Annotated in this window: 14 protein-coding genes and 3 pseudogenes; 8 read left to right on the top strand and 9 right to left on the bottom strand. The window is 40.3% G+C overall.

The features are described from left to right. Positions 1-8 precede the first annotated feature (8 nt). The 4 genes and pseudogenes from CFY87_RS04335 to CFY87_RS04320 form a co-directional block, all read right to left on the bottom strand. A pseudogene (locus tag CFY87_RS04335) lies at positions 9-621 on the bottom strand (energy-coupling factor transporter transmembrane component T family protein). Then, on the bottom strand, positions 618-1235 hold the full coding sequence (cbiM, locus tag CFY87_RS04330; protein ID WP_094946031.1) for a cobalt transporter CbiM: 618 nt from the start codon (positions 1233-1235) through the stop codon (positions 618-620). Before cbiM ends, CFY87_RS04335 begins: the two are co-directional and overlap by 4 nt. A 25-nt stretch (positions 1236-1260) precedes the next feature. Further along, entirely contained in the window at positions 1261-1779 is a 519-nt protein-coding gene (locus tag CFY87_RS04325; RefSeq protein WP_094946030.1) for a hypothetical protein, read from the bottom strand. Beyond that, a pseudogene (locus CFY87_RS04320) lies at positions 1779-2482 on the bottom strand (DUF4198 domain-containing protein). Before CFY87_RS04320 ends, CFY87_RS04325 begins: the two are co-directional and overlap by 1 nt. A gap of 94 nt (positions 2483-2576) precedes the next feature. Here CFY87_RS04320 and CFY87_RS04315 point away from each other — a divergent pair. Next, on the top strand, positions 2577-2975 hold the full coding sequence (locus CFY87_RS04315) for a MerR family DNA-binding protein (protein ID WP_419670245.1): 399 nt from the start codon (positions 2577-2579) through the stop codon (positions 2973-2975). A gap of 25 nt (positions 2976-3000) precedes the next feature. Here the strand turns inward: CFY87_RS04315 and yfbR are convergent, their stop codons facing one another. The 4 genes and pseudogenes from yfbR to CFY87_RS04290 form a co-directional block, all read right to left on the bottom strand. Continuing rightward, positions 3001-3588 (bottom strand): 5'-deoxynucleotidase, encoded by a 588-nt coding sequence (yfbR, locus tag CFY87_RS04310; protein WP_094946029.1) that lies wholly within the window; start codon positions 3586-3588, stop codon positions 3001-3003. 11 nt (positions 3589-3599) lie between these two features. Beyond that, a complete protein-coding gene (gene degS / locus CFY87_RS04305) occupies positions 3600-4643 on the bottom strand; it encodes an outer membrane-stress sensor serine endopeptidase DegS (protein WP_094946028.1) in 1044 nt (347 codons plus the stop codon). Further along, positions 4639-5778, bottom strand: a complete 1140-nt coding sequence (ribD, locus tag CFY87_RS04300; RefSeq protein WP_094946027.1) for a bifunctional diaminohydroxyphosphoribosylaminopyrimidine deaminase/5-amino-6-(5-phosphoribosylamino)uracil reductase RibD — start codon at positions 5776-5778, stop codon at positions 4639-4641. Before ribD ends, degS begins: the two co-directional genes overlap by 5 nt. Before the next feature lie 732 nt (positions 5779-6510). Continuing rightward, positions 6511-6840, bottom strand: a pseudogene (locus CFY87_RS04290) (terminase large subunit domain-containing protein); the annotation flags it as partial. Between the two features lie 164 nt (positions 6841-7004). Between CFY87_RS04290 and CFY87_RS04285 the strand changes: the two are divergent. From CFY87_RS04285 to CFY87_RS04275, 3 genes are read left to right on the top strand one after another with little or no spacing between them, the layout of a single operon-like run. Next, positions 7005-7223, top strand: coding sequence for a TraR/DksA family transcriptional regulator (locus CFY87_RS04285; RefSeq protein WP_094946025.1), 219 nt, complete (start codon positions 7005-7007; stop codon positions 7221-7223). Further along, positions 7220-7711: a phage tail protein gene (locus tag CFY87_RS04280; RefSeq protein WP_094946024.1), complete on the top strand. Its 492-nt coding sequence runs from the start codon at positions 7220-7222 to the stop codon at positions 7709-7711. Before CFY87_RS04285 ends, CFY87_RS04280 begins: the two co-directional genes overlap by 4 nt. Then, positions 7698-8159, top strand: coding sequence for a phage virion morphogenesis protein (locus tag CFY87_RS04275; RefSeq protein WP_094946023.1), 462 nt, complete (start codon positions 7698-7700; stop codon positions 8157-8159). The genes CFY87_RS04280 and CFY87_RS04275 overlap by 14 nt, the downstream gene beginning before the upstream one ends. Here CFY87_RS04275 and CFY87_RS04270 read toward each other — a convergent pair whose 3' ends face one another. Then, entirely contained in the window at positions 8160-8414 is a 255-nt protein-coding gene (locus CFY87_RS04270; RefSeq protein WP_094946022.1) for a hypothetical protein, read from the bottom strand. 71 nt (positions 8415-8485) lie between these two features. Between CFY87_RS04270 and CFY87_RS12565 the strand changes: the two genes are divergently transcribed. The 4 genes from CFY87_RS12565 (at position 8486) to CFY87_RS04255 (ending at position 12508) form a co-directional block, all read left to right on the top strand. Beyond that, positions 8486-9586 carry a phage tail tape measure protein gene (locus CFY87_RS12565; RefSeq protein ID WP_336595876.1) on the top strand — a complete coding sequence of 367 codons (1101 nt, stop codon included), beginning with the start codon at positions 8486-8488 and terminating at the stop codon, positions 9584-9586. Then, the gene (locus tag CFY87_RS04265) at positions 9544-11367 is read left to right on the top strand and encodes a phage tail tape measure protein (RefSeq protein ID WP_336595877.1); all 1824 of its coding nucleotides are present in this window, start codon (positions 9544-9546) and stop codon (positions 11365-11367) included. Before CFY87_RS12565 ends, CFY87_RS04265 begins: the two co-directional genes overlap by 43 nt. A 126-nt stretch (positions 11368-11493) precedes the next feature. After that, complete coding sequence (locus CFY87_RS04260) at positions 11494-12066, top strand: hypothetical protein (protein WP_094946021.1); 573 nt, start codon at positions 11494-11496, stop codon at positions 12064-12066. Between the two features lie 4 nt (positions 12067-12070). Beyond that, positions 12071-12508 (top strand): hypothetical protein, encoded by a 438-nt coding sequence (locus CFY87_RS04255; protein ID WP_236757351.1) that lies wholly within the window; start codon positions 12071-12073, stop codon positions 12506-12508. Positions 12509-12540 lie beyond the last annotated feature (32 nt).

Raw genomic sequence — 12540 nt, 5'->3', positions numbered from 1 at the left:
CACGTACCTTAGTCCGCACGAAATCCTCTTGCTTTAAGCGCCATCTGCGCTTTTTCCGTTTTAGTTAACGCTTTGATTAATAACAGGGTAACCTGTTGGGTTACTACATAAAACGCGCGACGATGACAACGGTGACGATAACCGCGCGCGCATTGCGATGCTCATCTTGCGCCGGGTTTCGGATAACAGCGCAATATAGCGCACGGTCAGCACAAATAAAGAAATTAATTTTTTCGGTAAAGGCAGGTGGCTTACCGCTTGCACCAAAATAGTATCGGAAATATCCATCAACAATAAATGAATCAAACACAGCAATAAATGCATTTTTAAGCTAATCAGCAAGGCGATGTGTATACCCTGCGGATTTAGTTGCCACCCTTGCGGACTAAGTTTCCAGCTTAATGTTAACCAAATCAAGGCAATAAAAACATAAAGCGTGAAAAATCGCTTAACATAAGGCAATAGTGCGTCACCACGCCAATATAGCCACGCCCACAACGCCAAAAAACAAATCGCGTTCAGCCAACTTAAAGACCAAATTTGCGCCAAGGTGCTGATAATCAATCCGGCGACAAATAAAGCGATTAAGCGAAAGTGTGGTGGAAAAAAGCTCAATTTCATTCGGAATAATTTGCCGAGCGTAACGCGAGAGGATACATTTTTGCCAGCATCAATAAAATACTGCTACTGATTAAGCTATCAATCAACAACACCGGCAAGTGGGTAACAAACAACAATGCTATCAGATCATAATAGTTTTTACCACCATCCAAAGCTAACACGGCAGAAGCAATTAACGCCGCACCCAATACGCCGATTGCACCGGAACAAAAGCCGATAATACCTAATTTAGACGATGAATGTTGAAAGACAAAGCGACGGAAAAGATAACGTACCAAAACTGCTGGCAACGCCATAATACACAAATTAACGCCTAAGACCGCAAAACCGCTAAAGGAAAAAAATAGCACTTGTAACATTAAGGCAATCAAAAAAGCAGGAAATACCGCCCAACCGAGAAATAATCCGGCAAGTCCATTAAGAATAAGGTGTACACTGCCAATCCCAATGGGAATATGAATAGTACTGGCGACAAAAAAAGCGGCGGAAAACAGCGCGGTTAAGGGTAATTTCTCATGGGGTAATTGATGCAAGCCTAGCGCGATCCCAATAATCGCCACCGCCGCACCGCTTAATAACACAGGGAGATGTAACACACCTTCAGATAAATGCATAATATCGCCTTTTTATTTGCTTATGTTATTTAGCCTGACGTCGGGATTGCCACCATGCCCATAATCCCAAAAAGCCGACAATATAACCGATTCCGCCCAAAATATCTCGAAAATAAATTTTATCTTGCAACTTGGCAATATCTGCCCGCACCAACATTAGCTCATCACCGGTGTTCGACGCCGAACGATTGGAAGAGGCACGATTTGATGTCAAATCAGCTTGTGCCGCCACATTTGCCGCATATGCCACTGCTTTATGCCCTTCCATTGCTTCAATTTCAACCCGATAAATGGTGCCTTCTTCGCCTTGCAACGGAAAATGAAACTCACCTTGCTTATCAGTTTGCCCTTCAGTAACAATTTCTGTCTTATCTTGTCGATACACCGCTACATAGGTTTCCGCAGCCGGTGACAAATCGGAATAATACGCTTTGCCGCTAATTTCCTTTCCATCGTATTGCGCGAACAAATAGAGACTGTGTGCCCACAGAGATTGGCTGGAAAATAAAACCAAAAGTGCGGTTAAAATTTTAATAAATTTCATTAATTTGCATCAAAAGTTAATAAATATTCAATATGACGCTCTGCATAATCCGGATTATCCGTACCGGTTTCCGTAAACTTAGCCCAAACTCGATTATTGCCGGATTTCACGTCAAAATGCGCAATACCTTTTTCATCTGTTAACACAAAAGGCTGATCTTCGCCATTGCTCACTTTGATATTGGCAACGGGTTTCCCTTGATGCAAGACCAAAATCGCTAATTTTTCGCCGGCTTTCGCTACCGCCTGCGGCACCATTTCATATTCTTGTTGATGTGCCTGCAATGCTGCATTATTCCATTGCAAAATACGTTTGCCTAATTTCATGGCATTCATGCTTAACACCGCATCCGGCGCTTCTTTTTGGTTTTTTCTACATATTTGCCATTCGGCAATTTCGACCAAATCCCATTGTCAAATTGAATAAAAACCAAGGCTGCATCCGGCGCAGAAAAATGCGCTTCACCTGCTTGCATTTGCCATTTCGCTTCATGCATTTTTCCTTGTAAATCTAGCCAGCTTACTGCTTTTAATTTCTGTTGCGGATAACTTTCCGTTTCCTCATGCCCAAATTTCACAACATATTGTTGCGTGCTATCTTTTACATTTTCAAGCCACACATTGTGCGCATAAGCTTGTGACCCCAAAAAAAGTGCGGTCAAAATTAACCAAGTTTTTTCATTATACCCCCTGTTGTGATCAATTTTGGGTTATCATAAAATATGAAGTAACTTCATAGTCAAGTAATTTTTAAAAGGATGTTCAATATGATGAAAATAGGTCAATTAGCCAAAACCATTGGTTGCAGTAATCGAGGCAATTCGCTTTTATGAAAAACAAGGTTTATTATCAAAACCGGAAAGAACCGCCGGCAATTTTCGTATTTATAACGCACAGTATCTCAAACGCTTAGCTTTTATTTGTTACTGTCGCTCATTGGACATTTCGCTAAATGAAATCAAGCAGATTTTAGGCTTGGAAAATGCGGGAAAAGAACAGGCGGAAAAAATCAACAGCATTTTGGATCAACATATTAAACATATCGCCAAACGTATTCACGAATTGGATCATTTACGTATGCAATTTATTGAATTAAAAGGAAAATGCAAAACGACACAGCAAAATAAAAATTTGATGAAAACTTTACGCACCACAGCCACGGTCGCTTTGTACAAATCAAATAACGCCGTATCCTAAAAATAAAACAAGATGAAAATCGCGCTTAAAATGCGATTTCATCCAAGGTTTGGGCAAAACTTGGTACGAAAACCTGCATAAAATAGTCCATTTCAGGGCTTTTCCATGTGTCTAATAACTGTTCAAGACGTCGTTTTGCTTGCGTAAATTCTTGGTTGCCATGTTCCAATTCAAATTTCGTTTTAATATAAGCACAGATCAGATCCGCTTGTTTCACAACATGTTTTTCTTCCGGCGAAAATTGTTGGCTATCAAGATAAGGGGCAAATTCCTGCTGCAATTCTTGTGGCAGCAGGTTGATTAAATGCAACTCGGCAGCACTTTCAATTTGCTTATATACTTGCGTGATTTGCGGATTGAAATATTTAATCGGCGTCGGCAGATCGCCGGTAAAAATTTCGGACGTGTCGTGATACATTGCAATGACCGCAATACGATCCGCATTAACTTTGCCACCATAAAACTTATTTTTAATTATCGCCAAAGCTTGCGCTACAAAGGCGACCTGCAAACTGTGTTCGGCAAGATTTTCCGTTTCAATATTGCGCATCAGCGACCAGCGCTGAATAAGCTTTAAACGATCTAAACAAGCAAAAAAATGACTGGTTTCCATGATCTACCACATTAATTCGAGACATATTCTTCAATGGTCACCGGCAACGTGATCATTTTGCCTAAGCGTTTAATCAATACATTCACTTTCACATTTGGTTTAGTATTGCTGATTAATTGCATCATTTGCGCCGGCGAAATGGCATCTACCTCACCAAATTTAATGATAATATCACCGGCTTGGATGCCTGCTTTTGCTGCCGGACTGCTTGGCATCACATTCGTTATCAACACGCCTTTATCACGTCCCGCTTGCCCATTACCAAATAAAATATCGCTTTGTACACCGAAATAACCGCGGATAACGCGCCCGTCACGAATAATTTTTTGCAATACGTCATTTGCTAAATCAATTGGAATGGCAAAGTTCAACCCTTCGGCAATTTCATTAGCACTTTTACCAATACTCAAGGTACTGATCCCAACTAATTCACCCAGTGAATTAATTAAGGCGCCGCCAGAATTGCCACGGTTAATCGAGGCATCTGTTTGAATAAAATTCTGACGCCCGATAAAATCTCCAACGGTATTACGTCCCAAGGCGCTGATAATCCCTTGCGAAACGCTTTGCCCTAAATTATACGGATTACCAATTGCCAACACCACATCACCAACATGTGGTTGACGTTTCGGATTTTGTGGAATAGTGGAGAGGTTATCGGCTTTGATTTTTAATACCGCAAGATCGGTTAAATTATCCGAACCAACTAATTGCGCTTCATACACTTTGCCGGTTTGTAACGCCACGACAATTTGATCCGCATTTTGAATGACATGTTTATTGGTTAAAATATAACCATCTCTTGACATAATCACGCCGGAACCCAAGTTATTGACTTGCAAACTATTATTAGAGTTTGAAGCAAAGGCTTGATTATAAACATTTACCACCGCGGGGGATGCAACACGCACCGCATCACGATAAGATACGACTTCCCTCTCATCATTGCCTATTCCATCACGCAAAAAAGGCAGCGCCAACAAAATCACTATGGCAGTCGCCAATCCAATAAAGACGGATTGAATTATTTTTTTAACATAACAACTCCCTTTAATTTTTTAGCTTATGCTTACGCTGATAAACTAATTTAACATCATCTCCAATTTGCGCGGTATGGCTTAATTTCCATAAAGGCGCATCAGCTAATTTGGTTAAATTGGAAAGATAGCATAATCCTTTTGCCTGATCGCCCAATAATTTAGGCGCAATATATACAATCAGCTCATCAACTAAATCCGCCTCGATCAAAGCACCGGCTAACCTCGCTCCCGCCTCCACCCACAGCGTATTAATTTGTCGTTGCCCCAATTTTTGCATTAATGCCAACAAATAAGCTTGATTTAACTCGGTATTAAGTGAGATTTTTTCGCAAAATTCCGGAAAATAACGCGGATTTTGATGACGATCACTGACTAACCAAACCGGAGACGGAATTTGAAAAAGCTGATGCGTTGGTAATACTTTATGTTGACGATCCATAATCACACGCACCGGCTGGCGTAAAGAAGACAGCGGATAATATTGTTGTACTGCCGCCGGCAATTGTTCCCAACGTACATTAAGACGCGGATCATCTGTCACCACGGTTTGCGCGGTGGAAAGGATGGCGGAACTTGCCGCGCGTTCAACTTGCACATCACGCCGAGATGCTTCGCCGGTAATCCATTTGCTCTCACCACTTGCCATCGCCGTTCTTCCGTCGATACTCATCCCCATTTTTAACCGCACAAAAGGTAAGCCGATCCGCATTCGTTTTAGAAACCCCTGATTTAGCAGCTCCGCTTTTTCTTGTAATAAACCGACTGCACATTCAATCCCCGCTTCCGCCAACATTGCAAGCCCCTTGCCCGCCACTTGCTGATTAGGATCTTCCATTGCCGCCACCACACGCGCCACGCCCGCTTCAATTAGCCCTTTGGCACAAGGCGGCGTACGACCAAAATGGGCACAAGGCTCTAAGGTGACATAAGCTGTCGCGCCTTTTGCGCTCTCGCCGGCTTCGCGTATCGCCATCACTTCGGCATGTGGCTCGCCGGCTTTAAAATGAAAACCACGCCCCACAACTTCACCATTTTTTACCAATACGCACCCGACGGAAGGATTTGGCGTCGTGGTGAAACGTCCTAATGCGGCTAAATCCAACGCCATTTGCATAAATTGGCGATCTTGCTCGCTGAATTTATTATGCATAATTAATCTTTTAAATTCTCAATTTCTTTGGTAAACGTAGAGTATAGTGTATTAATACTTTCTGAGCAATTGAAAGCGTTACTAAAAATAGCTAACAATCTGTTTGTAACTTTCGATAGCCCCTTAGGATGATTCTCTACACCGGCAAAAATCATGAACAAATGGAATTATTGGATTCTCTTGACAGAGGAAAAGCCTACATTTCCCCATATTAAATTCGCCTTTGAGTTGAACGTATTGCCCTGCCTTATCCGATGTTAAAGCGAATCTATTTTCAGGCAACAAAATTTCCATTGGAATTTTATCAGTTTTGATAAATACTTTACGCATTTTCTTATTATTATTTTTAAATACATCATCTAAATATGCTTCAATTCAGGGGAGATCTTTGTAAAGTAAACCTTCAGCCAAAGAAGAAAATTTTTGATACGACACTTGACTCTTAGAAGTATCTTCATCTTCTAAATACCATTGATTTTTTGTTAATGATAAAATATCTTCCGAAATTTTCTAACCATGCCTTTCCTTATAATCAATAATTTCTTTAATTTCGCATTTTGCAGCCTTAAAATTACCGTTCGCAATAAAATAATTTGCCGGTTTGAATTTAATTTTATAGATAAATCCAATATCTTTTTTTTAAGTAACTGCTTTAGCATAACAAGCCGCCGATATTTCTTTATCAAAAGTAGCATAAGTATCACCTAAAAATCTCATAACCAGTATTCATTAGCTTTGCCGATATTGCTTTTGTGATGCCATGGCGGATGCCACTTTGCGCATCACGGCGAATTTCGGCACCCAAAAATATTAGTCAAAATACAAATTGCCGTGATAACTTTGCGCAGTCGCGGCATTGGTACCTAAAAAATATAATTCCGCCCCATTGGGCAATTTTATCGTCTCGCCTTTTAAATCGACGTCGGCGGTTTGCTTGGCATAATCTTTAATATAAGAACGAAATTGCAACGCTTGTTTTTTACTGGCGGAAAGGAAAATTTGATTTTTTCCCGTGGTCAACGCGTCAATCAATGCTTCGCGGGCAAAATACCAAGTGGCGCCATGTGCCGACAAATTATAGTGCGGGTGAAAACCAACCGTGACCTAGCGGTCGCGTTAGAGCACTCCCTTAACCAAACGGAGCTGTGCATGATAGAAAATAACGCATTAAAACAATGTATTGCAGATTTTAACCAAGGTGCAGAAAAGCTAATAACGGATAGAAAATGACAGATATATTAGACCAAGCACAGAAACTGGAAGAATTGCAACGCAAGGTGGCATTAGAAAACCGTTTCCAAGCGGTACAACGTCCAAGCCGGACCCACTGCCAAGACTGCGATGAACCCATACCGGAGAAGCGTCGCCGCATGATTAACGGATGTACTCGGTGCGTGGATTGCCAAGCCGTTTACGAACAGAAAAAACGGGGATTTCGTCAATGAAAAAACCAAACCAACTGCGCAAAATTATTGAACAAAGTTATCCGGATTTCATCACCAATCCGGATAACTTACAGCTTTTTATCGACGACGGACAAATTATTGCCACCGGCGCCGGCGGGTTAAGTTTTGAATTTCGTTACACGTTAAACATTATCGCCACCGATTTTAAAGATGACCTTGCACAGCTGATTATCCCAATTCAAGCCTACCTCCGCACCAATCAACCGGAAATCTTTGAAAACCCGCAACGTCGCGAGGGTGCGTTTAAGTTTATCTTAGATTACAACAATAATAATACCGTGGACGTCTCTTTTGAAATTCAGATGACGGAGCGGGTGATTGCGAAACAAGACAATGAAAATAACAACAACGTGATCTTGAACTATAAGGCGGAGCCGGTGTGGCAAAAAGAACAGGTGCGCGTGTATTTGGAAAGTGAAGATAATTTGATTTTTGATAGTGGAGTGATTGAAGATGGCAACGGTTGAAGAAATTAGCGCCAAACTGACCACACTTATTCAAAACCTAAGCCCACAAGCGCGGCGAACGTTGGCGAAAAATATCGGGCAAAAATTGCGCCAACGTCAACAAGCCCGTATTACCCGACAACAAAATCCGGATGGCAGCGCATATGAACCAAGAAAACAACAAAAATTGCGCAAGAAAACAGGGCGAGTTAAGCGTAAAGCCATGTTTTCCAAACTGCGCACTGCCCGCTTTTTAAAAGTGCGGTCCAATTCCAATGAGATTACCGTAGGATTTAGTGGCGACAACGCCAAAATTGCCGAAATCCATCAATACGGATTAAAAGGGAGAGTACAGCGACAGCGGGAATATAAAGTGCAATATGCCCAGCGTGAATTGCTGGGCTTTGCAGATGAAGATATTCAAATGATTGAAGATTATGTGATTAAAGCGTTAGGGGATGAGCTTTAATCATCTATTGGCAAAAAATTCTTTTACGCTTTCACGGTGATAAATTAAATTCATTACAACGATAGTACAGAAAATCAAAATAGATAGCATGATATTTTCTGTGATTGCCCATAACAACAAAATAAAGCCTAGAACCAATAGGGCTGGTAAAGCAAAGGTTAAAAGCACCGTAAATAATGGCAAAACTACTAGCACCACTGTGCCAATAGCTAAAATTAATGCAGGAACCCATAATAGAAAGAATATTAATTCCATAATTTACCCCCTTTGTCTTTAATGATTATTAAACTAACAGCTTTTATTTGTCAACAAAAATCGGAAATTATATGAATAATCTGCAATTATCAGTCTTATTAAGTGCCATGGATAAAATGAGCGCACCGATGAAAAGTGCGGTCAAAAATGTTGATGCGTTATCCCATGCCTTAAATCGAAATAAAAATTTGCGTGGTCAACTTATCAAACAAGATAAGCAACAAGCATCATCTCTTGCGCAATACCGTAGCAAACTCAATCCCTTAATTAATCGCTTGAATGCGTTAAAAACTGAACAAGAAAAAGCGCAACAAACTGCAACGCGATTATCAAAACGCTTGAAAGAATTAAAAAATCCAAGTGAGGCTTACCGCGTACGTGTTGAAAATGCACAGCAAAGCGTTAAAAAATTAAAAGCGGAAGAAGTTGAACTATCCAATAAATTACAGCGCACACGTGCAGAATTAGCCAAAAATGGAATAACTGCCCATTCATTAAGTCAACGCCAAACGGAATTGCGCGGTAAATTAAAAGGCGCCAATGCAGAAATCAGCAAACAATCTGCCGAATTAAAAAAACTTAATGCACAACAGGCAAAATACAATGCTTACCGTAGCAAAGTGGATAAACTGAAAGATATTAGCAGTCGAGCGCAAATACTTGGCGCACAATCAATGGCTGCCGGTGCCACAATTAGCGTACCAATTAAAAATTCAGTGACTGATTTTATGTCTTTTGAAGATGCGATGCTTGGTGTTGTGCGACAAGTTGATGGATTAAAAGATAAAGCTGGTAATTTAACGCCGGAATATGATGTTTGGAAACAAAAAATTCAAACATTATCTACTGAATTGCCGATGACTACTGTTGAAATTGCCAATATGATTGAAGCGGCGGCTAGAATGGATGTGCCAAAAGCACAGTTAGAAGATTTTGTTCGCTTAAATACAAAAATGGCAACGGCTTTTGATGCACAAAATCCAGATGATTTGGTTGAACAATATGGAAAAGTAACCAAAAATTTTAAATTGTCATCACAAGCGAGCATGGAGTTAGCCGATGCGATTAATTATTTAGATGATAATGCGATTTCAAAAGGGAATGAAATTATTGGTTATATGAACCGCGTATCAGGTATTGCAGGAATAGCAAAAATTACCGAAAAAATTTAGCTGCATTAGGTTCCACATTACAAACTGCCGGAGCCGCGGAAGAACAATCTGCTACTGCAACAAATGCCATCTTCACGCGTTTATCTTCAGCTAGTAAAAAGAAACCGGTTAAAAGTGCCTTGAGTATTTTAGGGTTAAATGCAAGTAAAGTTGAATTAGGGATGGCAAAAGATGCACAAAAAACATTAATGCAGATTGTAGATACGGTTAAAAAATTACCGGAAGAAAAACGACTTGGTATTATTGCGGATCTTGTGGGTACGGAACACAGTAAAACTTTAGCATTACTTGTTTCAAATACAGAAGAATGGCGTCGCCAAATTGCCCTTGCCAATAGCGAAATGGCAACGGGTTCAATGTCACGAGAGTTTGACACGCGAATGAAAGCACTTTCGTCATCATGGGCATTACTGAAAAACCGTCTATTTAATATAAATTCGATGATGGGTAGTTTACTTGCGCCGACATTGAAAGGATTAATGGAAAAAATCGGCGGGGTTATTGACAAAGTTCAACGTTGGATGAATGCAAATCCGGCATTGGCGGAAAATTTAGTAAAACTAACCGCTGTAGTAGGAATCGGATTGACCTCATTTGGCGCACTTAGCCTATTACTTAGTTTCTTAGCCTACCCTATAGCTCGTATTGGATTAGGATTAAAACACCTTAATGATATATTTCCAAATGTATCAGGAAAAGCCAAAATATTGACTAAAACATTAACGAGCTGGAAAGCTACAGGACAAGCAACACTCAATATCAGCAGAGCGTTAGGGAACGGTTTGTTAAAATTACTCAACCCATTGACCTATCTTAAAGGTGCTTTTAATGCGATTACATTAGTTGTAACTGCTTTGCGTACAGCGTTTACATTCTTAGCCTTTACTCCTTTGGGCTTATTTATTACTGCTATTGCTACAGGAGCCTTGCTCATCTACCGCAACTGGGAAAAAGTGCGGGCGTTTTTTGGCGGTTTTTTCCAAGGTTTAATGCAAGGTTTAGCCCCTACAATCGCTAAATTCCAACCGCTCGCCAATGCTTTTGGTGTGATCGTAAATTGGATTAAAAAAGCGGTTACTTGGGCGTTTAACCTTATCGATCCGGTGAAATCAAGCGCGGAAGAATTAGAAAGTGCAAAAAATGCGGGCATTTCATTTGGTCAGTCTGTAGCCGAAGCCATTGAATGGATTTTGACACCGCTTACTAAATTAATGGATGGTATCAAATGGGTGATTGATAAGCTTCCATCCATTAATAATATGAATATCCAAGCACAACAGACCAAAACTGAAAATATTAAGGCGGCATATGGCAACAGTGTATTAGGTAACACTATTGATGCCATGAATGATCCCGCATTATATTACAAAGGCGGTCTTGTTAAAGGCTACGCCCAAGGAGGCTACACCGGGGACGGTGGCAAGTATGAGCCGAAAGGGATTGTACATGGTGGCGAATATGTAATGACCAAAGTGGCAACATCTCGCCTTGGCGTGCCTTTGCTTAATGCGCTAAATTATGGCAAAAACGCTATGCTTGCTACCGGTCTGGGCATGAGTGTAGCGGTTGCGCAACCGATCAAAGTGGACGACCGCGCGCCACTGCGCCGGACACAGACGCAACAAGTGCAAGTCAGCCAGCCGATGAATATCACTATTCAGGTGAACGCCGCACAAGGAATGGATGAACAAGCTATTGCACGAGAGGTCGCTAGCCAGATTGCACAAATTCAAAATCAGGCACAAGCCCGCGCGCGCAATTCTTTACGCGATCGGGGTTAAACAGAGAAAAACGGTAAATTCGGAGTTAGATCAAATTTACCTCTTTTTTATTGCGTTTTACAAAAAACGTTTTACATTTGTTTACAACGTTATATACTTCGATGAGATTTTATCAGGGTGAAATACATGGCAAATTTATCATTAAATCCTATTTTTGATGGTTTAAATCCTCTCTTTAAGCAATTAAAAACCGTTGCAATGTCTGCATGTTTAACTGTTCCGGTTGTGTTGAGCGCGCAGGCGAAATCCTCCGACAATAGCGATATGCAGATTTTTAGCGTTCAGAAAATGAAAGCTAGCCAACAAGATATGCTGTTATTTACTCAATCTGTTCAAAATGTGATTGATTTAGCGCAAGTGACCACTGCATTAACTGATCTCGCTATTTCATTTGTTCCTTGGACCTTTGATGTTATTCCTACGCATGATATTCTTGTGTTAGAAGAAAAAGTAAAAGAATATGACGAATTAATTGTTGAGATGCGTCAATATCATTATGCTCACCCTCGATTTATTTCTGCATTAGATAATTTAGCGAATAAAATACATTATCTTTGCCACCTCGTTAAATCAAAACAATATAAGCAACAATCGGATAATGTCGTATTTTCTCGGGTATATCAGGGCGATAGCAGCGTTGGCTATAGTTTTAATGCGGAGCATTCTTTTGAGGATTTCCGTAACGCTATGCGAGGATAGTATTTTGGAGATTACGATTCAATTATCAAAGTCATTCCAAAAAGGAAGTTTAAATACGCCCTTTTTCAAAGATATCCCCTTTATGACAGATGATGAATTGCGATTATTATTTGATTTTATGCAACAAGTATCAAGTAAAAAGCGCCTAAGAGGAAAGAATAAGCCCTCTTGGCAAGATGATAACCTTGATATTATTCCCGGTACAGATAAGTATCAACAAAATAATATTTGGCACTATCATTGTGGTCCTTATGCGGATACAGCAATATTAAATTTAATGGGAGAACTAAAACTTAATCTAAATGGCGAAACCTCCGGACCGGTTATTCATTATCAAAAAGTGACAGATAACCATATCTTAATTCTTGCTTTTTCACCTCTCCATGAACCGTTTCCAAGAGAACAAGATAGTGCTAACCCTTTAATTGAACGTTCAAAATAAAGACGTTAAAGCTCTTTTTGTTATTCCGCTTT

This window comes from Actinobacillus seminis (assembly GCF_002263215.1).
GTDB classification, from domain to species: domain Bacteria; phylum Pseudomonadota; class Gammaproteobacteria; order Enterobacterales; family Pasteurellaceae; genus Actinobacillus_B; species Actinobacillus_B seminis.
Note: the sequence above shows the minus strand (reverse complement) of the source record. Positions and strands in the feature narration are given on the sequence as shown.

Excerpts from the sequence above, each read along its gene's own strand:
- cbiM (WP_094946031.1), bottom strand. The coding sequence starts at position 1,235 with ATGCATTTATCTGAAGGTGTGTTACATCTCCCTGTGTTATTAAGCGGT.
- CFY87_RS04325 (WP_094946030.1), bottom strand. The coding sequence starts at position 1,779 with ATGAAATTTATTAAAATTTTAACCGCACTTTTGGTTTTATTTTCCAGC.
- yfbR (WP_094946029.1), bottom strand. The coding sequence starts at position 3,588 with ATGGAAACCAGTCATTTTTTTGCTTGTTTAGATCGTTTAAAGCTTATT.
- ribD (WP_094946027.1), bottom strand. The coding sequence starts at position 5,778 with ATGCATAATAAATTCAGCGAGCAAGATCGCCAATTTATGCAAATGGCG.
- CFY87_RS04285 (WP_094946025.1), top strand. The coding sequence starts at position 7,005 with ATGACAGATATATTAGACCAAGCACAGAAACTGGAAGAATTGCAACGC.
- CFY87_RS04280 (WP_094946024.1), top strand. The coding sequence starts at position 7,220 with ATGAAAAAACCAAACCAACTGCGCAAAATTATTGAACAAAGTTATCCG.
- CFY87_RS04275 (WP_094946023.1), top strand. The coding sequence starts at position 7,698 with ATGGCAACGGTTGAAGAAATTAGCGCCAAACTGACCACACTTATTCAA.
- CFY87_RS04270 (WP_094946022.1), bottom strand. The coding sequence starts at position 8,414 with ATGGAATTAATATTCTTTCTATTATGGGTTCCTGCATTAATTTTAGCT.
- CFY87_RS12565 (WP_336595876.1), top strand. The coding sequence starts at position 8,486 with ATGAATAATCTGCAATTATCAGTCTTATTAAGTGCCATGGATAAAATG.
- CFY87_RS04260 (WP_094946021.1), top strand. The coding sequence starts at position 11,494 with ATGGCAAATTTATCATTAAATCCTATTTTTGATGGTTTAAATCCTCTC.